The sequence below is a fragment of the Acinetobacter sp. UBA3461 genome, assembly GCF_002381195.1.
GTDB lineage: Bacteria > Pseudomonadota > Gammaproteobacteria > Pseudomonadales > Moraxellaceae > Acinetobacter > Acinetobacter schindleri.
In genome coordinates this window covers 59,244-83,999 of the sequence record NZ_DFRO01000027.1, presented here as the reverse complement: position 1 = coordinate 83,999, position 24,756 = coordinate 59,244, and the positions used below count along the sequence as shown (strand labels likewise).

Sequence of the window (24,756 nt, the reverse complement as noted above, 5' to 3'; positions counted from 1 at the left end):
CGCAAAATCCATCATTCCATTGCGATATTCCTTTATAATCAGACCATTTTCTAATATTCGTATTTTCATCCAACGACCATGTTTAAAAAAACCTTTTTCCAGATCCACTGGTTTCTTGGAATTACTGCCGGTCTGGTCCTGTCAATTATGGGCGTTACCGGGGCGATATATTCCTATGAACAACAAATCCTGAAATGGATCAATACGGACAGTTATACCGTACAGGCACAATCCGGACCGAAACTCAGCCCGGCTGAGCTGTATCAGCATTTTAAGCAGCAAAATCCTGAAATGCAGATTAACAGCGTGAGTCTAGATGCCAGTCCAACAGGCTCCAGTACGGTTAATATTGCCAAAGAAGGTGCTCGTCGTGGCTACAACATGATGGTCAACCCATATACGGCTGAAGTACTACCTGAAATCAAAGGCCACGAGTTCTTCCAGTTCATACAGCAGTTACACCGTTATTTAACTATGGGTCCTGTCGGCAAGCAGATCACAGGTGCGTGTGCCCTGATGCTGATTTTCTTTGTCTTGTCGGGTCTTTACCTACGCTGGCCAAAACGCCATTCAGTGAAGCAGTGGCTAGCTGTGAAGCCGCAACTGAAAGGTCGTAACTTTATCTGGGATCTGCACGCGGTTGTTGGAACCTGGGTCGTGATTTTTTACCTGATCCTGGCGTGTACCGGACTGTACTGGTCTTATGACTGGTGGCGCAACGGTATGTTTAAGGTGCTGGGTGTAGAACGTCCACAACCTGAAATGCAGCAAGGTCAAGGCGGCCGTGGTGGTGCAGAACAAGGTCGTAGTGCTGGCGAATCACGTGGTGAAGGTGCAGGCGAACGTGGTCCACGAAGCGAAGGTCAGCGCGAAAATCGCGGTGAAGGTCGCGAGAGAGGTGTTGATGATACCCTTCTACTTACTGCATTGAACAAGAGCTGGGCAGGTTTCCAGAATGAATTCAATGACAAATATTCAACGGTTACTTTTAATATTCCTAAAAAAGCCGATGGTGAACTGAAACTCAGCTTTACCGATGTTGAAGTTCAGCATGAGCGTGCCCGTAATAATGCTACTTATAATTATCAGGATGCAGCTTTTACATTGGTAGAAATGTATGAAGACAAAAAGCTGAATGAGAAGATCATGAGCAGTATGTTACCGGTGCACCGTGGCAGCTTCTTTGGTCCGATCTACCAGTTCTTTGCTATGGTCGCGTCACTGCTCATGCCACTTTTCTTTATAACCGGCTGGATGCTGTATCTGAAGCGTCGTAAACAGAAGAAATTAACCCTTGCCGCACGTCAAGGCGCTACAGCCATCGATATTGACCCAAATGCCAAGCCTTGGCTGATTGCTTATGCCACACAAACCGGTGTTTCTGAACAGCTGGCATGGCGTACCGCAACTGCCTTGCAACAAGCACATCAACCAGCAACGGTAAAATCCGTACAACAGCTGACGCTGGCTGATCTGCAACAGGCTGAACAGGTGCTCTTTATTGCAAGTACTTATGGTACCGGTGAAGCACCAGACCTGGCTTCGTCATTTGAGAAGAAAATTATGTCCGGTCAGGCTGACCTGAGTCATCTTCATTATGCTGTACTGGCGCTGGGTTCTAAAGAATATCCAGATACTTTCTGTAGTTTTGGTCACCGTATTGATCAATGGCTGAAAAATAATGGTGCTCAGCAATTATTTGCCACTATTGAAGTCGACAATGCCAGTAACGAGCATATCCAGCAATGGAATGCCGCACTCGCTCAGTCAACTCAGCTAGAACTTCAGGCCATGGATATTGATAAAACCTTTGACCATTGGAACCTTGTAAAACGTGAGGTGTTGAATCCAGGCAGTCTGGGAGCTCCAGCCTTTAACCTGGAATTTAAACCTGAACATGAAGCACAATGGCAAGCGGGTGATATTGCAGAAATCCAGCCAGGGAACAGCGCTGAACGCATTGCGCAATTCCTGGCAGCACACCAAATTCCCGCAGGTACTGTAGTTGCCTCTATGCAGCAACGTATAGAAGACATCCTCTGGAACCGTGATCTGACTCAGCCAATTTTCCCATTTATTTCTTCAGAAGAATTACTGAATCAGTTACCCGTGTTACCAACACGTGAATATTCTATTGCCAGTATTCCAAGCCAACAGATCTTACGTCTGGTGGTTCGTCAGCAAAAGGATACCTCTGGTGAACTTGGTCTAGGTTCAGGCTGGTTAACACAATATGCTGCACTCAATGCACCTATTGCCTTGCGTATTCGCAGCAATGATTCCTTCCATCTGGTGGATGATAACCGCCCAATTATCTGTATTGGTAATGGTACCGGGATCGCTGGCCTGATGAGTTTACTGCATACTCGTAACCGTCAGGACTATAATGAAAACTGGCTGATCTTCGGTGAACGTCAGCGTGCACACGATTTCTTCTATCAGGAAACCCTGGAAGCCTGGTTGACTGTAGGTACATTAAAACGTCTGGATCTGGCATTCTCACGTGATCAAGCTGAAAAAGTGTATGTACATCACAAGCTCCGTGAACAGGCGGATGAGCTGAAAACCTGGGTGAACAATGGTGCTGTGATTTATGTCTGCGGTAGCATTGATGGCATGGCCAGTGATGTCGATCAGGCACTGATTGATATTCTAGGTGAATCAACTGTTGATCAGTTACGTCAGGACGGTCGTTATCGCCGTGATGTGTATTAATCAGTAAGTGATGAAAAAACCGGGTCATGTTGCCCGGTTTTTTCTTGCCTATGGAACTGAAATACCTACAATAAAATATGAAAATTACAGGATTATTCATGTCAGATTTTTATAAACGCCTGATCAGTAGTATTGCAGGGATTTTACTGAGCGCAGACAGTCTCTGGTTACTCTTACAGGACAAGATTCATCTGGGAATCTTGCTACCACTATTGATTGGCATGTTACTGATTATTTACGCCCTGTTCTTTTCCTATTTCCAGCAATGGCACCAGCACTCCAGGTTTCGTTCCAGTGTATGGAAATGGATGTGGATTGGATTTTTTACCTGGGTTGCCAGTGTTCTGATCTTCTTTGGCTATATTCAAAGCAATATCAATAGTGATAATACCCAATTGCCAACCAAGGCAATCCTGGTTTTAGGTAGTGGTATAGAAAACAACCGACCCTCGCCAACCTTGCAAAAACGTCTCGACACTGCAGCTGACTATGCACAATTCTATCCAGAAGCATTGATCATTATGACGGGCGGCTTGAGTTTTCAGGAGAAATATACTGAAGCCGAAGTGATGCAGGCTTACCTTAAACAGTCATATCCTGCTGTTCGTAATCCAGTTGTAATGGAAGATCAAAGTACCAGCACCGAACTCAATCTGATCAACTCCAAAAAGATTTTAAACCGTCATCAGATTACTTTGAATGATCCAATTACCATTGTCACCAGTGACTTTCATAGCATTCGTACTCGTGCCATAGCCAGACATCAGGGGTATACACAGGTCATCAGTATTAGCGCAGAAACACCACTATATATTCGCTATAACTCGTGGCTACGCGAGTATTTTGCTTTTCTTAGCGGCTGGTTGCTGAATGAATATTAAAAAGAGTGATTTAAAAGACGAAAATCAATGCAATCGGATCTGGCGTGGCAATGGAATATGACCACTTTTAAATATTTCTGGCTTCTGCACATAAATCTGATACAGATAATTCTTGATATCCAGCAGCATTTTTTCTGGTGCAACCAGAATATTTTGCCCTTCAGGCGTCAGATCTAGAGATAAAGCGGTATGCTCTTCACGCAGGAAAGGAATCACTTTTTCAATAAAGTCTTTAAAGCTGATTTCCTGAATTTCGTATTTTTCCCAGTTATCTTTGATGAGCAGTTTTGCCAAGCCTTTACTCTGCCAGGTTGCAAAAGCCTTTTGCCCTGTTGGCGTTGCACAGAGTGCCCAGCCATCTTGGTATAAGGCGTAAATGCAGCCTTGTACCACAATTGTTTCGATGAACTGTTTATAAACTTGTAGAGGATCGTAAGGAGTATTTTGAGCTTTAGCCGCGGCCTTGCGCTGATATGGATTTCTCATAGCCATGAAATCTTATAAATTATTATAGACTTAGGATTCTAAGAAAAATTGAGATTTTAAGCAAGAGAGAATATGGTGGGCGCTGACGGGATCGAACCGCCGACATTCTGCTTGTAAGGCAGACGCTCTACCAACTGAGCTAAGCGCCCTGAAGAATAAAAAATAACATCGTTATTTTTTATGATGCAAGACAAGCGAAGCGCGTAGTCTTGGACTTTGATAACACATTTTTCACATCAGGAAATGAAAAATGGCGCAGCGGACGGGACTCGAACCCGCGACCCCCGGCGTGACAGGCCGGTATTCTAACCAACTGAACTACCGCTGCGTGTCGTATATCTATAAAAGATATGGTGGGCGCTGACGGGATCGAACCGCCGACATTCTGCTTGTAAGGCAGACGCTCTACCAACTGAGCTAAGCGCCCTTAAAGGGTCAAACTGTTTCGATTCTAAGGATGGCGCAGCGGACGGGACTCGAACCCGCGACCCCCGGCGTGACAGGCCGGTATTCTAACCAACTGAACTACCGCTGCATCACAAAAAATCTGGTGGGCGCTGACGGGATCGAACCGCCGACATTCTGCTTGTAAGGCAGACGCTCTACCAACTGAGCTAAGCGCCCTCAAAAGGTCTATCATGTAAATGGCGCAGCGGACGGGACTCGAACCCGCGACCCCCGGCGTGACAGGCCGGTATTCTAACCAACTGAACTACCGCTGCACTTACACAATGTCGCTATTGTGGCAAACGATTCATCAAGAACTTAAAGTGGCGCAGCGGACGGGACTCGAACCCGCGACCCCCGGCGTGACAGGCCGGTATTCTAACCAACTGAACTACCGCTGCACTAAAAGATCTTAACTTTGAAAGAAACTTGGTGGGCGCTGACGGGATCGAACCGCCGACATTCTGCTTGTAAGGCAGACGCTCTACCAACTGAGCTAAGCGCCCTTTCAAATCGACTTCATCGCTTGATGAGGTGCATTATAGAGAATCTTCACAGCGTGTCAAACGCTTTTCCGAATGTTTTCCACTTTTTAGGCTCGAGTGATTAAAAAATAGGTTGATCGCCAAAAAAAACAACACTTTTTGTTTATTTTTTAAGTCCATACCGAAATTTATTGAATCTCGAACTCAGATAAGGCGGTATTCATTGCTTGCGGGATCGTTCCTTTTATACACCATACGGTCCAAAAGCTGCTATTTAGCCGAAATAGTATACAAAGCTTTATCTAAGGACACGTTGTGATCATGTAAAAACCTATCTGCAATTATTTTTAATCAGAAATAAGTCGGGATTTCTGCCATATTTTCCGACTCAGGAGGAAATTCAGCTTATTTCAAAGGCAAACGATGCTTTTCATCATGCTCTAAAAGCTGCCTGGTCACTCATATTTAAATGTGAATAGTGAGATAAAATCCTTTTACGCTCTCTACCCTATCTCACTCTCTGTAGAGATTTAAAATAGGAGCCATGAAAACATCGGAAGAGGCTATTTTTCTAAAGAATGTTCTGAGATATAAACCAGAGCCTGTTCATTAACCAGATCAAACAGCTCGATCAGGTCGGTATTGCGTATACGGATACAGCCATGTGACATCGGTATTCCCATCGGTTCTGTGTCTGGCGTACCATGAATGTAGATATAACGGCGGTAAGTATCACAACCTTCCCCACAGTTAAAACCGTCTTCCAAACCACTCAGCCATAAAATCCGGGTCAGAATCCAGTCCCGATTGGGAAATTCTGCTGCCAGTGATTCAGAATAAATCTCTCCTGTAGCCTGACGGGCAATAAATACACTATTCAATGGTATATCAGCCCCGATTTTTTGCGCAACTTTATGCCAGCCTCGAGGTGTTTTGCCACTATTTTCCATTTCTCCGATACCATTTTTACCGCTTGAAATTGAATAACTCTTGGCAAAACGAGGTAGATACAGCTTTTGTGCAGCCAAATCAATCTGAATATCGGCTTGTTCTATAGTCCATTGCTGCATACATTTATTCCCTTTCAGACGGTATATGCTTTTCAGAGATTGGCTTGGGTTCCGGGCGGCACCATAACCAGATTGCTACGATCAACATGGTCAAATCAGTAAAGATTTTGACAGCCAGCGGTGCATTGGTAAATAACATGATAATCCCGCTAACCAGCATCATGATACTGGCAAACCATTTGGCTTTACGCGGCACGGTCCGATTGGCACGCCAGTCGCGTAAAGTCTGTCCATATTTAGGGTGATTCAGCAGCCATTCATCCATCTGCGGCCAGCCTTTAGAGGCAGCCCATGTGGCCAGAATCAAGAAAACCGTTGTTGGCATGCCAGGCAAAACAGCACCTATAAAGCCCAATGTCACAAAAATGACCACCAGACTTCGCCAAAACAACACTTTCATACAGCAACCCTAACCACGGAATTGGGGTAGTATAAGGTGTTTTTGATTCTTATCCGTTGTATTTCTGCATATTTAGCTAGGACTCTTCATGCTTGTACCCTGCCTGACTCAGGATTTTATTGAACCGTGGCAACAGTATCAACATCCACTGGTACGTCAGCTGGCATTCGGTGTTGGCAGTCCAAATATCCTTTCTCAGGTGCCTGATAAACTTGAACTAGAGCATGCCTTTGACTTGCATTCAGATCAAATGTGGCAACAGCATCTGGAAAATTATCATCCACGACTTTTAGAACTGGATCAAAATCCACAGGCTTTGGAAAACTTTGTTGCACAACTCAAAAGTACCCGTCTTGGACTGCGTTTTGAAATGCTGATCTGGTTCTGGCTGCTGGATAAGGGTTATCATCCCTATACCCTGCTTGGACATAGTATTCAGAAGATTGATGGACCCAAAACCTTAGGTGAACTTGATTTTCTGTTGTTCAATAAACTCACCGGAAAAATCGAACACTGGGAAATTGCTTTAAAATATTATCTGGCTGAAGCAGACTTTAGCTTGCCGCATTGGTATGGATTAAACCGAAGCGATACCTTGAATCGCAAGCTGAAACATTTCACTCAAAAGCAGTTCCGGTTTCAGGATGCGCTGGATTACCCAATTGATCAGCGTTTCTGTGTATTGAAAGGTCAACTTTATTTACCGATTCACCATATCGCGCCTATTCCAGACTGGGTCAATACCGGACGGCGTTTGGGTCGCTGGGGCTATCAGATTCCCACCCAGGAGAAATACTTTTATCGCCTGCAACGGCATGAATGGATCTATCCGAACCTGCATATGAGCAGTGACTATCCACAGTGGTGGACCAATGGTTTATATAAATCGGCACTGAGCGAAGAATTTTATATGTTTCGGATTCCAACCTTGCTCTAACTGATTACTAGAAAATTTGATAAATATTACATTAATTTACTCAAGCACTATGAAAACCATATATTTTTTCTTTCGTATATTTTCTAATCTAAGTTCCACATCATAATAATTTTATTATTGATAATACGGAGATGATGATGAAAAAAATTTTAGCTACGACTTTAGTAATGGCATTTGTATTAACAGGCTGTAACACCTTTAAGGGTTTCGGTAAAGATGTATCTAAAGCTGGTGATGCAGTAACAGGTACAGCAGAAAAAACTTCTGAAGAAATCCGTCGCAATTAATTCGACTGCGCCAATAAAAAAACCCTGTCATTGCCAGGGTTTTTTTATGCCTGAGATTCCCAAATTACTATTTCTTCGCCTATCATAGTGCACACAATATTCTTGATTTATGAATGAATCTCATATGACATCTTCCGCAACTCTCGATTTAAGCCTGCAACTGTTACGTCAGCCTTCCGTTACTCCAGTCGATCATGATTGCCAGAACATCATGGCAGAACGCCTGAAAAAGGTAGGCTTCAACATCGAAAACATGCGTTTTGAAGATGTCGATAATATTTGGGCGCGCAAAGGGACGGAAGGCCCGGTGTTCTGTTTTGCAGGTCATACAGATGTAGTGCCAACCGGCAATCTGGATGCCTGGAACTCTGACCCGTTCCTGCCAGAAATCCGTGATGGTAAACTTTATGGTCGCGGCAGTGCAGATATGAAAACTGCATTGGCAGCCATGGTCGTTGCTACTGAGCGCTTTGTAGAGAGATATCCAGATCATAAAGGTTCAATTGCTTACCTGATCACTTCTGATGAAGAAGGTCCATCAATCAATGGTACAGTAAAAGTCATTCAGGCCTTAGAAGCGCGTAATGAGAAAATTACCTGGTGTCTGGTAGGTGAACCATCTAGTACCAATAAACTTGGTGATATTGTTAAAAACGGCCGTCGTGGCTCATTGAATGCCAACCTGACTGTCAAAGGTAAACAAGGTCATGTGGCCTATCCGCATCTTGCTGTGAATCCAATTCATACTGCATCTAAAGCCATCGCTGAACTCTGTGAAACTGTTTGGGATAATGGCAATGAATACTTCCCGGCAACCTCTTTCCAGATTTCCAATATCAATGCTGGCACAGGTGCAACCAACGTTGTTCCAGGCACAATGAATTTGCTGTGCAACTGGCGTTATTCAACTGAAGTGACTGCTGACGAATTAAAAGCACGCACTTTAGAAGTTCTGGATCGTCATGGTGTGGAATATGACATTCAGTGGACTTTATCTGGCCTGCCATTCCTGACACCAGTCGGTGAACTGGTGAATGCTGCAAAAGATGCGATTCGTGATGTCACTGGTACTGAAACCGAACTGTCAACTTCTGGAGGTACTTCAGATGGCCGTTTCATTGCCCCTACCGGTGCTCAAGTCCTTGAGCTAGGCGTATTAAATGCCACCATCCACCAGATCAATGAGCATGTCGATATCGCCGATCTGGAACCACTAGCTGAAATTTACGAAAAAATCCTGATCAATCTGTTAGCAAACTAAGCCAGATTGAAAAGCTCCAAATAAAAAAGGAACTCCGTTGAGTTCCTTTTTTATATTCTTAGATCTATATAGCTTAATGGCCGACCAAGGACTGAATATGTGCCATCTGCGGAATATGGTACATCGCCTCGCCCATACGTACATACTGAAAAATCGTCGGATCTGTCACTTCGCGTTCATCATCGACAATTTCCGAAATACGTAAACGGATGGTCTTGGGCATTTCATTGCACATCAGAGCAAAACGCTGATTCGCTTCATCCCCTTCAATAACTAATGCTACACCATTCTTACGGTCTGGATCATTCACTGCATAAACCGGAAGTTGTGCATCATGCCACTCTACAGTTTTTACCTGTGTAGCACTATCCAGCGCTGACAGAACAATGTTCTGCGGCAGCAACATCGGATCCTTGCCATGACAGTCGATGATATACGCATCAATAAATCCCGTAGATACGGTAATGAGATGCTGTAGCTCCTGTTGGCTGATTTTATCGGCCGACACTGCGTTCACATTAGTCTGACTATTCATTCATTACCCCTGTTGAGCAGCAATTAATTCTTGAACATTGGCAAGCAGCTCCGCTTCCTGGAACGGTTTACCCATATAGTGTGTTACACCCAGACTGAAGGCACGCTCACGATGCTTCTCCCCAGTACGTGAGGTGATCATGATAATTGGCAAGTTGCGGTGAATATCATGATGGCGAACCAGGTTAGTTACTTCGAAACCATCCATACGTGGCATTTCAATATCCAGCAACATCAGGTCTGGACGGACATTTTCCAGCTGTTCAATCGCGTCGACACCATCTTTGGCAGTGACAATATCATAACCCTGACGCTCTAACAGACGTGACGTTACCTTACGTACAGTTACCGAGTCATCGACAATCATGACCAGACGACGTGCATTACCACGACGTGACAGATCCTGCTGATCAGATAACTGTTTGATACGCTGAGTCGCCTGAACCTGACGAGCAATATTCTGACCATCCAGAATCAGACAGACCTGACCATCACCAAGAATGGTTGCCCCTGCAATCACACCCACACTGGCAAACTGCTGTCCAATCGGTTTCACTACGATCTGTGCACGTGAGCCAACTAATTGATCCACCAGCAAAGCGATACTTTGACCACCATTACCCTTGATGAGGAGTACTGGTAATGAATGTGCGACATTATTCAAACGTGGAATTGGCTGATTAGAGACAAACTCAGACAGATAGCGCAGCTTGTAGTTCACACCATCAATCTTGAAGTAATCATCCTTACTGTTGAAGTAAGTTTCCAGTGTTGCTGGTGCAATACGGACAATACGGTCAATCTGTGCCAGGGAAATAGCAAATTGCTGGTCACCCGCTTTCACCATCAAGGCATCACTGACTGCTACAGTGGTCGGTACGCGAATCGTAAAGGTCGTGCCTTTACCTAGTTCAGAATTTACCGAAACGTGACCGCCCAGCGTTTTGATTTCGCTTTGTACCACGTCCAGACCAACACCTCGACCAGAAATCTGGGTGACTGCTTTAGCTGTACTGAAACCTGGATGGAAGATGAATTGCAGCAATTCTTCCTGATCCACCTGCTGTTCCGCTTTGATCAAGCCCAGACTGATGGCTTTAGCACGAATACTCTCCGCATCAATCCCCTTACCATCATCACTAAAGGAAATAATGACGTCGGTACCCTGACGGCTAATGTTCAGGACAATTGAACCGACTTCTGGCTTATTCAGCGTAAGCCGTTCTGCAGTATCTTCCAGACCATGGTCAATCGCATTACGCAGCATGTGCTCAAATGGGTTTACCAGACGTTCCAGAATGGTACGGTCGAGTTCACCTTCAGTATTCTGAACAATCAGCTCTGCCGGACGGTTCAGTGTAGTCGAAGTTTGACGCACAATACGTTGTAAACGTGGCAACATACGGTCAAATGGTACCAGACGGGTACGCATCAGACTTTCCTGAATCTCAGCCTGGATACGCGACTGTTGCAATAGCAAACCTTCGGTATCACGGATTTTTTCCGCGAGCGTGGTCTTAAAGTCGACCAAGTCCGATGCAGATTCAGCAAGAGATTTAGATAACTGGTTCAGAGATGAATATTGGTCCATCTCCAACGGATCGAAGTCAGCATAGCGTGAGTTTTCTGAGCCATGTTTGGCAATAATCTGAGATTCCAGCTCGCCTTCCATACGGCGCAGCTGATCAGCCAGACGTTTGATCGCCAGTTCCATCTCATTTAAGGTATTGCCGAGCTGTCCCAGATCCATCTCGATACGCGAACGGTTAATTGCATTTTCACCTGACAGGTCAATCATCTTCTCGACCAGTTCGGCTGAAATACGGATCATCTCGTTACTGCTATCGCTTGAGGTGTTCTCAGCCCACTCACCCATCATATTTGGTGGTTCAGTACCATCACCTTGAACAAACTCGAAGCCAGTTGTAACTTCCAGACTTTCAGTTTTGGTCAGACGTTCAGGTAGCTGTGCAGTGACATCTACAAACTCAATCGCATCCAGCGCTGCTTTGATTTGCTCAAAACCATTGTAATCATGATCAAAAATGGCTTGACCCAGCCATTTCAGGGTCTTTTGCAGCAGACTGTCATAGGCATTGGAGTTAAAATGATGAACAGCAAACTGTTCAAATGCACTTTCCAGACCATAAGCAATACTTGCGATGCTTTCATTGCTGATCATGCGGGCGCCACCCTTAATACTGTGGGCAGCACGCTGAAGTTGCAGCAATAAGCTACGGTCACTTCGCTGATCGAACCATTGGTTCAGTAATTTTTCTGCATTTTCCAGAATCTCTTGCGATTCTTCCAGGAAGGTTTCTTCAACAATCGATTGCAGATCATCTTCATCAGCAAGCATAGATTCAGCTGACTCAGCCGTAAGTGTTTCGCCTGACTGATCTTCCTGAATTTGCTCATCTGATGCAGGAACAGATTCAGTTTCAAAGCTGTCTACTCGCTCAAGCGCTTGTGATTCCACAACGATCTCAGCAGATTCCGATGCATCGTCAATAACTTCTAGTTCTACAGAAGTCTCTGCTTCTACCGTCTCAACAGCAGCTACCGGAGTTGCAGTAGCTGTTCCAGCCACAAGTGCCTGGATATTTTGCAGCATATGAATAGCTTCAGGTGCCGGATAATCAATCTTATCATCACGAATACTCTGGATACGGTCTGACACGTTATCCTGTACCAGGCGGATAATCTGGATCAATGCAGGTGTTACGGTAATCTGCTGACGGATCACGCGCTCATAAATACTTTCCAGCTCATGTGCAATCGAACCGATATGCGTGGCAGCAATCATGTTTGCACCCCCCTTCAGGGTATGCAAATAACGCATCAGATTGTTCAATGAGTGGGTATTTTCAGGTTCTTTGGACCAGGTATTCAGGTCTTCATCAATGCCTGCCAGCAACTCATCTGCTTCTTCCAGGAAGATATCCAGCAAGTCTTCATCGAAATCACGGTTGGCATCTTCAGCGTCCTGCTGCTGACGATCAGCTACAATACGCTGGCTGAGCCCAGTAAAATCAACTGCTGTGGATATATCCGACTCTACTGGCGCAGGTACCTCAGTTTCAACAACTTTGTCTGTAGCGAATACTTCGATGTCTTGCTGTACAAAGGCAGACAGATCCGCCAGAAGTTTTTCAACTTCGGCATTCAAAATCACCCGCTGTCCTGCCGCGAGCGTATCGAACAGGTGAATAAATTCCTGGTGTGCCTGTGCAAACAGTTCGAAGGCATAATCACTTTCAAGCAAGACCGGTCTCGCCAGCAAAGCATCATAAGCTGCTTTTAATTGGGATGCGAATTCATGAATACCGATCGATGCACGATTATCCGTATGTACCATCAGCTCTGCGGCTTGCTGGCTTAAAGCTTCAATATAATCTGGATATTCTTCAAGTACCCGCTTATCAAACTCAAATTCGGCATCCAGTAACTGATCAATATTCAGTTCAACCAGACGTGTAACCATACCTTGAGATTGATCAGCATCCTGCTCTTCAGTCACAGTAAAGCCATAGGCATCCCAGGCATCCTCAAAAGTAGCAGAAATTCCTGCCAGCTTTTCAGTGTTACCTTGTTTCAATAGATGTAAATAATCACCGATAAATTCTGAATATTGCTGTAATAGTGCTGTTTCTTTGGAAGTTGAGGCAATTTCATCCTGAACCAGCGTTTTAAATAAATTCTCTACTTTAACGCTGGCCTCACAGATATCATCAATCTGTGCCATAGAAGAGCTGCCACGCAGGGTATGCAATGCACGAATCAGGCCATTATAGTCTTGCTTAGCACTATTTTCGTGTTTCAGGAAATCATGGATTGTCGCAAGATGTTCCTCGGCTTCTTCAACAAAGATTGCCACCGTTTCTTCAAGGTCGGTACGTTCTTCAGCAACTTCTACTCGTTCTGCGGTAGCAGTTTCAGCAATCTCTACTCCTGATGAATCTGCTTCTGCAGTATCCGCAAGTTCAAGACCTGTTAGCTGACCTTCAGCAGTCAGATTGTCCGCAAGTAGCAATAATTCTTCAAGTGCCGGTTCTGGACTCAATTGCTGTTGTAATTGTTGTCCTAAAAGTACGACTGGACGTAAATCCACGGTTAATGGCTGTACCTGCTTAAAGCATGGATACAATATATATTGATAGATATTTAAAGTTGCTTGCGCGAACTTCTGAATGACTGGCGTTAATTTGATTGAACCGGAAAGTACGCGGTTCAAAGTATCTTCAACTGCCCAGGCAATTTCACCCGCCTGCTTCGCACCGACCATACGACCCGAACCTTTCAGCGTATGGAAATGGCGGCGAATGGTGGTTAATGTTTCTTGATGATCTGGTGTGGCAAACCACTGTGGCAATAAAGCATTTAACTCGACAAAGATTTCTTCAATCTCTTCGACAAATATCTCTAAAATTTCAGCATCTTGATCAAGATAACTATCTTCAGGAAGCGCTGTTGTTTCAACTAGATCTTTTAATATTTCTTTCATAGCTAAGGCTTCTTACGTTCTGCCGCCAAGAAGGGCGCTCAAACTTGATTGTGACCGTCACGCGAGACCTAACGTTTGAAGTTAAGTACATCTTGTCGAGGCTTGATCTGTATGTGGAGGTGTCCTAACCGGGATTAAGACACGCTCCTTCCCCCAAATTTGTCTGACTTATTCTGGAAGTTTAAAGTCAGATACAGATTCACGTAATGCATCGGCCATATTGGCAAGTTCAGATACCGAACGTGCCGTATCGAAGGTTGCAGTCGTTGTTTGTGAAGTAATTTCCTGTACAACGTTCATCGTCGTTGCAATATGACCCGCAGATGCAGCCTGAAGTTTTGCTGCATCGGAAATGTTCGCAATCAGTTTTGCAAGGTTATTCGATACGGTTTGAATCTCGTCTAGTGCCACACCGGCATCTTTAGACAGGTTCGCACCACGCACAACTTCGGCAGTAGTCTGTTCCATCGAAATTACAGCTTCGTTGGTATCGGTCTGAATAGTTTTTACCAGACCTTCAATCTGCTTGGTCGCAGATGCAGAACGTTCTGCCAGACGCTGTACTTCATCGGCAACCACGGCGAAACCACGGCCTGCTTCACCCGCCATAGACGCCTGAATTGCAGCGTTCAATGCCAGGATGTTGGTCTGATCGGCAATATCGTTAATCAGTGCGACGATGTTACCAATCTCTTGAGAAGACTCACCCAAACGTTTAATACGTTTAGAGGTTTCCTGGATCTGTTCACGAATCGTATCCATACCCTCAATAGAACGATGTACAACGTCTGCACCATTTGCTGCAATTTGTACTGAACGTTCCGCAACGACAGCAGACTCTTCGGCGTTGGCAGATACCTGGTCAATCGACAGTGCCATTTCGTTAATCGCTGCAGATGCCCCAGCAATCTCTTGTGCCTGGTGTTCAGATGCTTCGGCTAACTGGTTGGTAATGCTCTGAGTAGTTGCAGTATATTGTGCAACTTCCTGAGATGTTTCAGTAATACGCGATACCAGGTCACGTAATTGATCGATTGCGAAGTTAATCGAGTCAGCAATCGCACCGGTAAAATCTTCAGATACCGTTGCATATGAACGTAAGTCACCATCTGCAAGGTCGGCAATTTCGTCAAGTAAACGAAGAATCGCATTCTGGTTACGGTCATATTCTTCTTGTAGGCGAGTTACACGCTGTTTATCCGATGCACCACGTAATGAAAGTAAACGGAATACGCAAACAATGAAGCCAGCCAGGAAGGTAAGTAACAATATTGCCGGAATAACTGTTTTTAAGGTTGAACCACCTGATAGTTTGTTCAGGTTATCTAATAGTTGGTCAGATTGAGAAAAAATAGATGCAGATGCCTGACGTACTTTTACAATCTGCGCTGAGTTTTTCAAAATTGTAGATGCAGCTGACTGTAATACATCATCATATTCAGCTTTAATACCTTCTAATGACTCACGTAAGTTCGGATCATCAATACGTTGTACACCCAGTTGTGCTGAACCATCTAACTGTGCATTTAAGTAAGCACCGAATGTTTCAGTATCCGAACTGAAGTCATCTGCAGACTCACGTGAACCATCTGTACCCGTTAACACCAAGCTGATCGAACGCAAGATACGTTCTGCAATGAATACCTGGTTTTTGGCAATAACTACCTGGTTCGACGGCATGTCCTGACGTGCCATCTGATCGACCATCAGGTTATATTCTGCCTGAATCCCTGGAATTGCTTCACCAATCGCGATGTTAGTATCGTAAAGTTGGTTAATGATTTTTTGTTGTGAAGAAATCAGGTCAATACTTGAAGATACTTCAGTCCATTGCTTGTCTACCGCTTGCAGGGCTTCATTATTCGAATGGATACTTTTTACTGTTTCCAGATTTTCAGCAAATGACTGCTGTGATTCGGTCAGATTCTTCATCGCCTCAGGCGTACCGGAAGCAGTCGCTTCAGTTGCTTGACGCGAAATGGTTTGTGAAAGTAGACGCAATTCACCCAAACTTTGTGTAAGTTCGTTGGCACGAGGAACGCTATAGAAAAGGTATAACAGCGTGATAGTTGCAGCTACGAGACAGCCAATTGCTCCGTAAATGAGTGGCTTAGACTTTTCACTATCCCCAAATACACGTGATAGCTGATCTGCTTGTGATTGAATCTTGGCTAAAAAAGCATTACCGCCGCTGCGGCTGTTACTCTCGCCTGTATTTTTCTTCTTAAGCTTAAAGCCCATAAAGCTTCTCCCCGAATTTACGCCCTTTTACTTTCGTGCGACAATTAATTTATAAATTTTATAGATGCATTCATGTATTTTGGATTTTGCAACAAACGACTGAATAAAAAGACATGCCACTGCTGATTATGCTGGTGGAAATACCCCTGACAATATTCCTGTAAATTTTTGTCTAATTCAGTTGTTTTAGAAAAGAAACTTTTCTTATTAAAGTGTTGAATCCCCAAAACCTGATCTACAACCAGGCCGACATACTGATCATTATGGTTAATGCATAATACTTTTTGAGTAGGTGAATACTGGCTTCTATGTCCAGACATGTATTGAGCCAGATCCGAGACTGAAAGCAGTCTGCCCCGAATATTTGCCAGTCCCACTACCCACGGCTGAGTATTGGGAACAGGTGTATATTTTGGCGGATAGATAACTTCCGATACTTCCCCGAGCGGAGCAACAAAATATTGCCCCATCATTTCAAAAGCAATGCCTGACCATCGGTTGACTTCGTTGTCATTGGAAACGTAGTTTTTGTTACCCCGTTTCGCAATCCGAAGCAGTTCGATAAATCCATTCGCTGCCATAGCGCTTATCCTGCATTGAGGTGTTGCTTAATCACATCAATTAACTGATTTTCATCTACAGGTTTGGTCAGATAATCTGCTGCACCCTGACGCTTACCCCATACACGGTCAGTTGCCTGATCCTTGGTACTTACAATGACAATTGGAATATGTTTGGTTGTTGCCCCACGAGCGATCTGACGTGTCGCTTGAAAACCGTTTACCCCTGGCATGACGACATCCATTAACACCAGATCAGGCAATTCTGCCTGCGCCATGGTCACCCCATCAGCCCCATTTGCTGCTTCAATCACGTCAAAGCCGTGCTTGGATAGAATTTCGCGGAAACGAAAAGTTTCGGTCGGTGAATCATCTACGATTAGAATACGTGGCATGCCAATTTCCCCAAGAAAAAATCAAATAAATTAAGCACTGATATGGTTGCGGATTGCGGTAAGCAACTCATCTTTGCTAAATGGCTTGGTGAGATATTCATCTGAACCTACCACACGGCCTTTGGCCTGATCGAACAAACCATCTTTACTCGATAGCATAATAACAGGAATGTTCTGATAACTTTGCGAGTTTTTAATTAAGGCACAAGTCTGATAACCATCAAGGCGAGGCATCATGATGTCTACAAAAACGATGTCGGGATTTGCCTCTGCAATTTTTGACAATGCTTCAAAACCGTCTACTGCGGTAATGACTTCACAACCTTCACGCTGAAGAAGAGTTTCTGCTGTACGACGAATGGTTTTTGAATCATCAATGACCATCACTTTTAGATTTTGGAATTTATCGTCCATTTCTTACCCCTTCCCATTCAGAAACCATAAGCGACCACAGGCTTATAGCGGAATTTTATATAAGTGTCGATTATTTTTAACATACCTGTCCAGAGATTATCAACGAGCATTTTCTACACAAGTAGTCAAAAAATTATAATTTCAATAACGACTTCACACTTTCCCTGTTTCAATGATTTTTTTTTGAGTGGTAATAGTTTTTTATTGTCGGAATTAGGAATAATATACCAATATTATTACTTCTAATTAAGTAATTTAGTCAACTTTAAAAGAACTTTATTAGTAAACTTTTTTTCGCGGAGCCGATAATGCGCCAGTTTGGGGAAAAACCTGCTTATATGGGTCAAAGAAAATCCATAATCAGGCAGACTGCTGTTTTAATGGTACTTATGCTGCAAACCATATTGACTATTAGCCATACATCCGCAACAAATAACGTACCTCAAAAGGCAAAATGGTATCGTTATTATGATCATAAGGGGGTAGCAAATATTAGCAGCAACGTGACCCCTAATCATATTCGTTATGGCTATGAAGCCTTAGATCAAAATATGCAGGTGATTCAGCGCGCCAAACCTTATAATGTTGAAGCAGATATTCGTCAGGCACCTCAACGCGCAGCACATGCCAGACAACAGGCAGAAGACCAGAAATTAAAACGTGCCTATAATAATAGTCAGATTGCATTACAAAAAAAGAATGAAGTACTCTCTCAGTTGAAAAAACAAATGGCTTTCCAACAAGAGCAACTCAAGCAGCTACAAAAAGATCGGATTATGTTTGTACGTCAGGAACGTGAATTTCTGCGTAAAGGTAAAAATGTGCCTGAGCACCTTAAAAAAACCTTAGTTATCAATGAAAAAAACCTGACTGCACAAAAAGAAAATATTCAATCTTTACAAAGTCGCTATCGAAATCAGGAAGCAGAATACGACAGAATTATCCAGCGTTTAAAAGCGCTTGAATAATCTTTTATTCCTGATGCTGCTTCTGTGGTCAGCGCTATAAAAAGGACTCCTATGCACCCTGCACAGCATACTTATTTTTCGAAAAATAATACCAGTCGCTCTACTTTTGTCATGAGTCTACTCTGTATGAGTCTACTCTTAACTGCATGTAATAAACAAGAAACAGCTGATTCAACACCATCAAAAAATCAAAACACTGTAGAACTGATTGCTCAAGACCTGATTGAGGTAAAGACAGGCAATGCCGTGCAAAAAACAGCATTTACCGGGACTATCCGTGCGGTAAATCAAAGTAGCATTCAGGCTCAGGTGACCGCTACAGCGACCAGTGTCAATGCTCAAGTCGGGCAACGCGTTCAGAAAGGTCAGGTGCTGGTTCGCCTGAATAATCAGGATAATGCTGCGCGTCTTGCACAGGCCCAGGCCAATCGTGCATCGGCTCAAGCACAGGCGAATCAGGCACGCCTCATGATGGAACGTAAGCAGCGCCTACTCAATCAAGGTTTTATTTCCAAAGCTGAATATGAACAAAGCCGTGTCGACTATCAAACACAATTAGAAAATGTTCGTGCACAACAGGCAAATGTCGATATTGCACAAAAGGCAGATCGGGATGGCATCATTAGCAGCCCGATTAGTGGGGTAATTACCCAACGTCAGGTTGAGCCAGGTCAGACTGTCGCTCCCGGTCAAACCATTTTTGAAATTGTCGATCCAGATCAACTGGAAATTCAGGCTAAAGTGCCAAGCGACATGCAGGCTGACCTGAAAACTGGCAGTAAAATTGAATACCGTATTCAGGGCAATCCAAACCTGCTTACTGCCAATATCAGCCGGATTTCGCCTATTGCAGATCAGGCCAGTCGTCAGATTGAATTCTTTGCTCGTCCAAATGAAACCATTACTTCTTTAAGTATCGGCTCCTTTGTGGATGGCGAGATTCTCAGTGCTCGCCAGATTTCAGGACAGCTGATTCCTCTGGATACTATTCGGGATATTCAGAATAAGCCTTATGTCTGGGCTATTCGCCAGAATAAGATCATCAAAGTAAATGTGGATGTACTAGAACAACGTTATAACGATAATCTTGCCGTCGTTCGCGGACTTGAAAGTAGTGATCGGATCAGTCGAATCAGCTTCACGGATGCCGATATTAATAAAACCGTCACCCTTGGCCAGAACTAAAATCATAAAAGGATTATCAAGATGTGGTTGACGCGTATTAGTGTGAAGTTTCCTGTATTTACCATCATGATGATGTTCTGTTTGATGGTACTGGGCCTCGCTTCCTGGCAACGTATGGGTGTGGAAGAGTTTCCAGATGTGGATTTTCCCTTTGTGGTGGTCTATACCAACTATCCGGGTGCTTCTCCTGAAACGGTTGAATCTGAGATCACCAAAAAACTGGAAGACCAGATCAATACCATTTCTGGCCTTAAGCAAGTGATTTCACAATCCAGTGAAGGCCTGTCGATGATTACGGCAGAATTTAACCTGGATGTACCATCAACCACTGCTGCACAGGATGTGCGAGATAAAATTGCGTCTGTTACTGCCGATTTTCGTGATGAAATTCAGGAACCCGTGGTTGAGCGTTATGACCCATCTGCCAATGCAGTCATGTCGATTGTATTTGAATCCGACAAAATGGATCTCAAATCATTAAGTTCTTATCTTGATCAACGTATTGTGCCGCAGCTACGTACTGTTCCCGGTGTGGGTACAGTCAACCTGCTCGGTGATGCCCAGCGTCAGATCCGTATTCAGGTTGAACCACAAAAATTACAAGCTTTTGGGATTGGTGTAGACAGTGTTATTAACACACTGAAATCTGAAAATGTTGAAGTTCCTGGTGGTACGCTGAAATCTGGCAATTCTGAGCTGGTGATTGAAATCAACTCTAAAGTGCTGCATCCACAAGCCTTTGGGGACCTGGTCATTGCTAATAAAAATGGTGCGCCTATTTTCCTGAAACAGGTTGCCAAGATTGAGGATAGTCAGGCCGAACTGGAAACAGGTGCTTTCCTGGATGGCAAGGCAGCAGTGGCTATCGATATTCTGCGTAGTTCTGACTCTAATGTTATTGAAGTTGTCGATGAAACTTATAAAACTTTAGAAAGCATTAAAGCCCAGCTCCCGCAAGGTACGACCTTGCAAGTGGTGGTCGATTCCTCCAAAAGCATTCGTGGAACGATTGGCGATGTGGCACGAACCATCATTGAAGGGGCTGTGCTTGCAGTACTGATCGTATTGCTATTTTTAGGTTCTTTCCGTTCTACTGTCATTACTGGCCTTACTCTACCGATTGCCCTGCTTGGTACCTTAACCTTTATCTGGGCCTTTGGTTTCACCATCAATATGATGACGCTGCTGGCACTTTCGCTCAGTATTGGTCTGTTGATTGATGATGCCATTGTGGTCCGGGAAAATATTGTACGTCACAGTGATATGGGCAAAGACCATGTCACTGCCGCTCTGGATGGCACCAAAGAAATTGGTCTGGCTGTTCTCGCCACAACTCTGACCATTGTTGCGGTATTTTTACCCGTTGCTTTTATGGGCGGTATTATTGGTCGTTTCTTCTTCCAATTTGGCGTTGCGGTAAGTACCGCTGTGCTGATTTCCATGTTTGTCAGCTTTACCCTGGATCCAATGCTGTCTGCGCATTGGGCAGAGCGTAAAAAGGACTCAAATAAAAAACCCAACGCAGTAAAACGGTTTTTTACCTGGATTTCCAATAAGCTCGATGGCTTAAGCGATGTCTACGAGAAATTACTCAAACTGGCACTGCGTTTTAGATTGATCACAATTCTGATTGCGGTTGCTTCTCTATTCGGTGCTCTCGGACTTTCCAAATTGATTGGTACCGAATTTGTACCTGTGCCAGACAAAGGTGAAATCCGGATTAAATTCGAAACTCCGGTTGATTCATCTCTGGAGTATTCTCAAGCCAAACTCCAGCAGGTTGATCAGATCATCCGTAAACATCCGGATGTACGTGCGACTTATGGTGTCATTAATGGGGTTACCGATCGGGGCAAAAACCATGTCAGTCTGCGCGTTACCGTGACACCACGGACTGAACGTGAAAAAACCCTGAACGACCTTAACAATGAATTTCGTGAGCGCTTGCAATCTGTAGGCGGGATTACCATTACTTCAGTCGCCTCTGCAGACGAAACTGTTTCTGGTGGGCAAAAGCCCATCATGATCTCTATTAAAGGGCCAGATCTGGATGAATTACAAAAAATTTCTGACCGCTTTATGGCAGAGATTAGCAAAGTAGAGGGTGTGGTTGACCTTGAGAGTTCATTGAAAGAACCCAAGCCTACTCTGAGTGTACAGGTCAATCGATTACTGGCAAGTGATCTTGGTCTTTCAGTCAATCAGATTGCCAATGTCATACGTCCGTTAATTGCTGGTGATGATGTCACCTCCTGGCAAGATGAAAAAGGTGAAACTTATGATGTGAATCTACGCCTGACTGAAGATAAACGTACTCTACCAAGTGACTTACAGAATATGTATCTCACATCAAATAAGACTGATGCGAATGGTCAACCAATCATGGTTCCCCTCTCAAGTGTGACAAAATTTGAGGAAAAACTTGGAGCATCCCAGATTAACCGTCGTGATCTGGCACGTGAAGTCTTGGTAGAAGCCAATACTGCTGGTCGTCCTGCAGGCGATATCGGTACGGACATTAGCAAAGTACAGGCTGATTTTGACTTACCACCGGGCTATAGCTTTGACACTCAAGGCGCCAATGCTGATATGGCCGAATCCGCAGGCTATGCCCTAACAGCGATAACTCTATCGATCGTGTTCATTTATATTGTACTCGGTTCACAGTTCAACAGCTTTATTCACCCAGCTGCGATCATGGCTTCATTGCCCTTATCCTTGATTGGTGTATTCCTAGCCCTGTTCCTGTTTAACTCGACCATGAACCTATTCTCGATCATCGGGATCATTATGTTGATGGGTCTAGTGACCAAAAATGCTATCCTGCTGATTGACTTCATCAAGAAAGCCATGGATCGTGGCGAAGATCGCTATGAAGCCATTATCGCTTCCGGTAAAACCCGTTTACGTCCAATCCTGATGACAACGAGTGCCATGGTCATGGGTATGGTTCCTCTGGCACTTGGACTCGGTGAAGGTGGTGAACAAAGTGCACCTATGGCACATGCGGTGATTGGCGGGGTGATCACCTCTACCCTACTGACCTTAGTCGTTGTTCCAGTCATCTTTACTTATTTAGATGACTTTAAAAATTTTATGCTGCGCCATACACGTAAAATCATGTCATAATTTATTGCATAACAGTGGGGTGACATTCTGAAATGTTCACCTCATTTTTTATTGTATAATCTCTGCTTTAACGCTTAATTTTTTTAGGACAGTTTCCATGCGCGCGAGTCGCTTTTTATTTGCAACGTTGAGAGAAACCCCGAACGATGCTGAAGTTATTTCACATCAGCTAATGCTTCGTGCCGGTATGATTCGTAAGTTGGCCTCAGGTTTATATACCTGGCTGCCGATGGGCGTTCGCGTATTAAATAAAGTTGAAGCGATCGTTCGCGAAGAGATGGATCGTGCTGGTTCATTACAGGTGTTGATGCCGGTAACTCAGCCTGCTTCACTTTGGGAAGAATCTGGCCGTTATGTTCAATATGGTCCTGAACTGCTTCGTTTCAAAGACCGTCATACCAATGATTTCGTACTTGGTCCTACACACGAAGAAGTCATTACTGATCTTGCGCGCAATGAGTTAAAAAGCTACAAGCAATTGCCTGCCAATTTCTATCAAGTACAGACTAAATTCAGGGACGAAATTCGTCCACGTTTTGGTGTAATGCGCTCACGTGAATTCATCATGAAAGATGCATATTCTTTCCATGCGGATCAGGAATCACTACAAGAAACTTACGACAAGATGTATGATGCGTACTGCAAGATCTTTACTCGTTTAGGTTTAAATTTCCGTCCAGTACAGGCGGATACCGGTTCAATCGGTGGTTCAGGTTCTCACGAATTCCACGTCCTAGCTTCAAGCGGCGAAGATGACATCGCATTCTCGACTGAATCGGATTATGCAGCCAACATCGAAATGGCTGAAGCAGTTCTGGTTGGTGAACGCGCTGCACCTGCTCAAGAATTAAAAGTTGTTGACACGCCAAATCAAAAAACCATTGCTGATGTATCTCACTTCCTGGGCACTGATCCTGCACATTCAGTGAAAGCTCTCCTCGTTCAAGGCGTTGCAAAAGAAGCTGGTCAACCTGCTCCAGTCGTTGCTTTGTTCCTTCGTGGTGACCATGAACTGAATGAAATTAAAGCTGAAAAGCATCCACAAATTGCTGCTCCTTTAGCGTTTGCAACTGAAGCTCAACTTGCTGAACTTGGCTTAACGGCAGGTTTTGTAGGTCCACAAGGTCTGGTAGAAAAAGGGATTACGGTCATTGCTGACCGGGCTGCTTCTGTACTGTCGGACTTTGTTGCAGGTGCAAACGAAGCTGACAAGCATGCGACTGGTGTAAACTGGGACCGTGACGCACAATTTACTGAGGTTTATGACCTGCGTAATGTAGTTGAAGGTGATCCATCTCCAGATGGTAAAGGCACCCTTCAAATCAAGCGTGGTATCGAAGTCGGTCATATCTTCCAGTTAGGCAAAAAATACTCAGAAGCGTTAGGCTGTAAAGTCCTTGGTGAAGATGGTAAGCCATTTACTGTAACGATGGGTTGTTACGGTATCGGTGTGACTCGTGTGGTTGCGTCTGCAATTGAGCAAAACTATGATGAGAAAGGCATCATCTGGCCAGCTGCAATTGCACCATTTGAAGTTGCCATTGTGCCGATGAATGCACACAAATCACCGCGTACTTTAGAAGCTGCTGAAGCGCTTTATGCAGAGCTTCAAGCTGCAGGTTATGACGTACTGCTAGATGACCGTAATGAACGCCCAGGCGTAAAATTCTCTGACCTTGAGCTAACTGGTATTCCACACCGTATCGTGATTGGTGAAAAAGGTCTGGATGCAGGCACTTTTGAATACAAAGGTCGCCGTGATGCAGAGTCAGTCAACCTTTCTAAAGAAGAATTATTAGTAAAAATTGCAAAATAATTTTTTCCCGGAAATAAAAAATCCCGCTAAGTGCGGGATTT

At 44.2% G+C, this 24,756-nt stretch carries 18 protein-coding genes and 8 tRNA genes; 9 read left to right on the top strand and 17 right to left on the bottom strand.

Going from position 1 to position 24,756, the window contains the following annotated elements:
* Positions 1-78: 78 nt before the first annotated feature.
* Both B3D47_RS07775 and B3D47_RS07770 read left to right on the top strand, forming a co-directional pair.
* Complete coding sequence (locus B3D47_RS07775; protein ID WP_286861157.1) at positions 79-2,715, top strand: sulfite reductase flavoprotein subunit alpha; 2,637 nt, start codon at positions 79-81, stop codon at positions 2,713-2,715.
* 98 nt (positions 2,716-2,813) lie between these two features.
* Complete coding sequence (locus B3D47_RS07770) at positions 2,814-3,596, top strand: YdcF family protein (RefSeq protein ID WP_180184756.1); 783 nt, start codon at positions 2,814-2,816, stop codon at positions 3,594-3,596.
* A 24-nt stretch (positions 3,597-3,620) separates the two neighbouring features.
* On the opposite strand, the gene B3D47_RS07765 is transcribed toward B3D47_RS07770, so the two are convergent.
* From B3D47_RS07765 to B3D47_RS07715, 11 genes are all read right to left on the bottom strand, one after another.
* Positions 3,621-4,082 (bottom strand): DUF2750 domain-containing protein, encoded by a 462-nt coding sequence (locus tag B3D47_RS07765; protein ID WP_008307522.1) that lies wholly within the window; start codon positions 4,080-4,082, stop codon positions 3,621-3,623.
* A gap of 73 nt (positions 4,083-4,155) precedes the next feature.
* Positions 4,156-4,231: transfer RNA gene (locus B3D47_RS07760), tRNA-Val, on the bottom strand.
* A 102-nt stretch (positions 4,232-4,333) separates the two neighbouring features.
* Positions 4,334-4,410 (bottom strand) — tRNA-Asp (locus B3D47_RS07755).
* Positions 4,411-4,433: 23 nt separating this feature from the next.
* A tRNA-Val gene (locus tag B3D47_RS07750) sits at positions 4,434-4,509 on the bottom strand.
* Between the two features lie 31 nt (positions 4,510-4,540).
* Positions 4,541-4,617, bottom strand: a tRNA-Asp gene (locus B3D47_RS07745).
* 13 nt (positions 4,618-4,630) lie between these two features.
* Positions 4,631-4,706, bottom strand: a tRNA-Val gene (locus tag B3D47_RS07740).
* A 21-nt stretch (positions 4,707-4,727) separates the two neighbouring features.
* A tRNA-Asp gene (locus B3D47_RS07735) sits at positions 4,728-4,804 on the bottom strand.
* 49 nt (positions 4,805-4,853) lie between these two features.
* A tRNA-Asp gene (locus tag B3D47_RS07730) sits at positions 4,854-4,930 on the bottom strand.
* 29 nt (positions 4,931-4,959) lie between these two features.
* Positions 4,960-5,035: transfer RNA gene (locus B3D47_RS07725), tRNA-Val, on the bottom strand.
* 542 nt (positions 5,036-5,577) lie between these two features.
* Positions 5,578-6,084, bottom strand: a complete 507-nt coding sequence (elsL, locus tag B3D47_RS07720) for a cell wall-recycling L,D-carboxypeptidase ElsL (RefSeq protein ID WP_286861152.1) — start codon at positions 6,082-6,084, stop codon at positions 5,578-5,580.
* A 4-nt stretch (positions 6,085-6,088) separates the two neighbouring features.
* Positions 6,089-6,484: a YbaN family protein gene (locus B3D47_RS07715; protein WP_008307518.1), complete on the bottom strand. Its 396-nt coding sequence runs from the start codon at positions 6,482-6,484 to the stop codon at positions 6,089-6,091.
* 88 nt (positions 6,485-6,572) lie between these two features.
* On the opposite strand from B3D47_RS07715, the gene B3D47_RS07710 reads away from it, so the two are divergent.
* From B3D47_RS07710 to dapE, 3 genes are all read left to right on the top strand, one after another.
* Positions 6,573-7,421 (top strand): DUF1853 family protein, encoded by an 849-nt coding sequence (locus B3D47_RS07710; RefSeq protein ID WP_286861150.1) that lies wholly within the window; start codon positions 6,573-6,575, stop codon positions 7,419-7,421.
* A gap of 137 nt (positions 7,422-7,558) precedes the next feature.
* Positions 7,559-7,708: an entericidin A/B family lipoprotein gene (locus B3D47_RS07705; RefSeq protein ID WP_004891790.1), complete on the top strand. Its 150-nt coding sequence runs from the start codon at positions 7,559-7,561 to the stop codon at positions 7,706-7,708.
* A gap of 124 nt (positions 7,709-7,832) precedes the next feature.
* The gene (gene dapE, locus B3D47_RS07700; protein ID WP_286861146.1) at positions 7,833-8,969 is read left to right on the top strand and encodes a succinyl-diaminopimelate desuccinylase; all 1,137 of its coding nucleotides are present in this window, start codon (positions 7,833-7,835) and stop codon (positions 8,967-8,969) included.
* 73 nt (positions 8,970-9,042) lie between these two features.
* Here the strand turns inward: dapE and B3D47_RS07695 are convergent, their stop codons facing one another.
* The 6 genes from B3D47_RS07695 to pilG form a co-directional block, all read right to left on the bottom strand.
* Positions 9,043-9,504 (bottom strand): hypothetical protein, encoded by a 462-nt coding sequence (locus tag B3D47_RS07695; protein ID WP_008307514.1) that lies wholly within the window; start codon positions 9,502-9,504, stop codon positions 9,043-9,045.
* A 3-nt stretch (positions 9,505-9,507) separates the two neighbouring features.
* A complete protein-coding gene (locus B3D47_RS07690) occupies positions 9,508-14,007 on the bottom strand; it encodes an Hpt domain-containing protein (protein ID WP_286861143.1) in 4,500 nt (1,499 codons plus the stop codon).
* A gap of 168 nt (positions 14,008-14,175) precedes the next feature.
* Positions 14,176-16,248, bottom strand: a complete 2,073-nt coding sequence (locus tag B3D47_RS07685) for a methyl-accepting chemotaxis protein (RefSeq protein WP_163165237.1) — start codon at positions 16,246-16,248, stop codon at positions 14,176-14,178.
* Positions 16,249-16,292: 44 nt separating this feature from the next.
* Entirely contained in the window at positions 16,293-16,829 is a 537-nt protein-coding gene (locus tag B3D47_RS07680) for a chemotaxis protein CheW (protein WP_004814765.1), read from the bottom strand.
* A 5-nt stretch (positions 16,830-16,834) separates the two neighbouring features.
* Positions 16,835-17,203, bottom strand: a complete 369-nt coding sequence (locus B3D47_RS07675) for a response regulator (protein ID WP_004814764.1) — start codon at positions 17,201-17,203, stop codon at positions 16,835-16,837.
* Between the two features lie 30 nt (positions 17,204-17,233).
* A complete protein-coding gene (pilG, locus tag B3D47_RS07670; protein ID WP_004814763.1) occupies positions 17,234-17,617 on the bottom strand; it encodes a twitching motility response regulator PilG in 384 nt (127 codons plus the stop codon).
* Positions 17,618-17,925: 308 nt separating this feature from the next.
* Between pilG and B3D47_RS07665 the strand changes: the two genes are divergently transcribed.
* From B3D47_RS07665 to B3D47_RS07650, 4 genes are all read left to right on the top strand, one after another.
* Positions 17,926-18,585 (top strand): hypothetical protein, encoded by a 660-nt coding sequence (locus B3D47_RS07665; RefSeq protein ID WP_286861139.1) that lies wholly within the window; start codon positions 17,926-17,928, stop codon positions 18,583-18,585.
* A 51-nt stretch (positions 18,586-18,636) separates the two neighbouring features.
* A complete protein-coding gene (locus B3D47_RS07660) occupies positions 18,637-19,770 on the top strand; it encodes an efflux RND transporter periplasmic adaptor subunit (RefSeq protein WP_004814761.1) in 1,134 nt (377 codons plus the stop codon).
* Between the two features lie 21 nt (positions 19,771-19,791).
* Complete coding sequence (locus tag B3D47_RS07655) at positions 19,792-22,899, top strand: efflux RND transporter permease subunit (protein ID WP_004814760.1); 3,108 nt, start codon at positions 19,792-19,794, stop codon at positions 22,897-22,899.
* Positions 22,900-22,996: 97 nt separating this feature from the next.
* On the top strand, positions 22,997-24,715 hold the full coding sequence (locus B3D47_RS07650) for a proline--tRNA ligase (RefSeq protein ID WP_004814759.1): 1,719 nt from the start codon (positions 22,997-22,999) through the stop codon (positions 24,713-24,715).
* Positions 24,716-24,756 lie beyond the last annotated feature (41 nt).

Bases quoted from the DNA above. Each gene is read 5' to 3' on its own strand.
- B3D47_RS07680 (WP_004814765.1), bottom strand. From the start codon at position 16,829: ATGGCAGCGAATGGATTTATCGAACTGCTTCGGATTGCGAAACGGGGT.
- B3D47_RS07685 (WP_163165237.1), bottom strand. From the start codon at position 16,248: ATGGGCTTTAAGCTTAAGAAGAAAAATACAGGCGAGAGTAACAGCCGC.
- elsL (WP_286861152.1), bottom strand. From the start codon at position 6,084: ATGCAGCAATGGACTATAGAACAAGCCGATATTCAGATTGATTTGGCT.
- B3D47_RS07675 (WP_004814764.1), bottom strand. From the start codon at position 17,203: ATGCCACGTATTCTAATCGTAGATGATTCACCGACCGAAACTTTTCGT.
- dapE (WP_286861146.1), top strand. From the start codon at position 7,833: ATGACATCTTCCGCAACTCTCGATTTAAGCCTGCAACTGTTACGTCAG.
- B3D47_RS07770 (WP_180184756.1), top strand. From the start codon at position 2,814: ATGTCAGATTTTTATAAACGCCTGATCAGTAGTATTGCAGGGATTTTA.
- B3D47_RS07690 (WP_286861143.1), bottom strand. From the start codon at position 14,007: ATGAAAGAAATATTAAAAGATCTAGTTGAAACAACAGCGCTTCCTGAA.
- B3D47_RS07765 (WP_008307522.1), bottom strand. From the start codon at position 4,082: ATGAGAAATCCATATCAGCGCAAGGCCGCGGCTAAAGCTCAAAATACT.
- B3D47_RS07655 (WP_004814760.1), top strand. From the start codon at position 19,792: ATGTGGTTGACGCGTATTAGTGTGAAGTTTCCTGTATTTACCATCATG.
- B3D47_RS07665 (WP_286861139.1), top strand. From the start codon at position 17,926: ATGCGCCAGTTTGGGGAAAAACCTGCTTATATGGGTCAAAGAAAATCC.
- B3D47_RS07705 (WP_004891790.1), top strand. From the start codon at position 7,559: ATGAAAAAAATTTTAGCTACGACTTTAGTAATGGCATTTGTATTAACA.
- B3D47_RS07695 (WP_008307514.1), bottom strand. From the start codon at position 9,504: ATGAATAGTCAGACTAATGTGAACGCAGTGTCGGCCGATAAAATCAGC.
- B3D47_RS07715 (WP_008307518.1), bottom strand. From the start codon at position 6,484: ATGAAAGTGTTGTTTTGGCGAAGTCTGGTGGTCATTTTTGTGACATTG.
- B3D47_RS07650 (WP_004814759.1), top strand. From the start codon at position 22,997: ATGCGCGCGAGTCGCTTTTTATTTGCAACGTTGAGAGAAACCCCGAAC.
- B3D47_RS07660 (WP_004814761.1), top strand. From the start codon at position 18,637: ATGCACCCTGCACAGCATACTTATTTTTCGAAAAATAATACCAGTCGC.
- B3D47_RS07710 (WP_286861150.1), top strand. From the start codon at position 6,573: ATGCTTGTACCCTGCCTGACTCAGGATTTTATTGAACCGTGGCAACAG.
- B3D47_RS07775 (WP_286861157.1), top strand. From the start codon at position 79: ATGTTTAAAAAAACCTTTTTCCAGATCCACTGGTTTCTTGGAATTACT.
- pilG (WP_004814763.1), bottom strand. From the start codon at position 17,617: ATGGACGATAAATTCCAAAATCTAAAAGTGATGGTCATTGATGATTCA.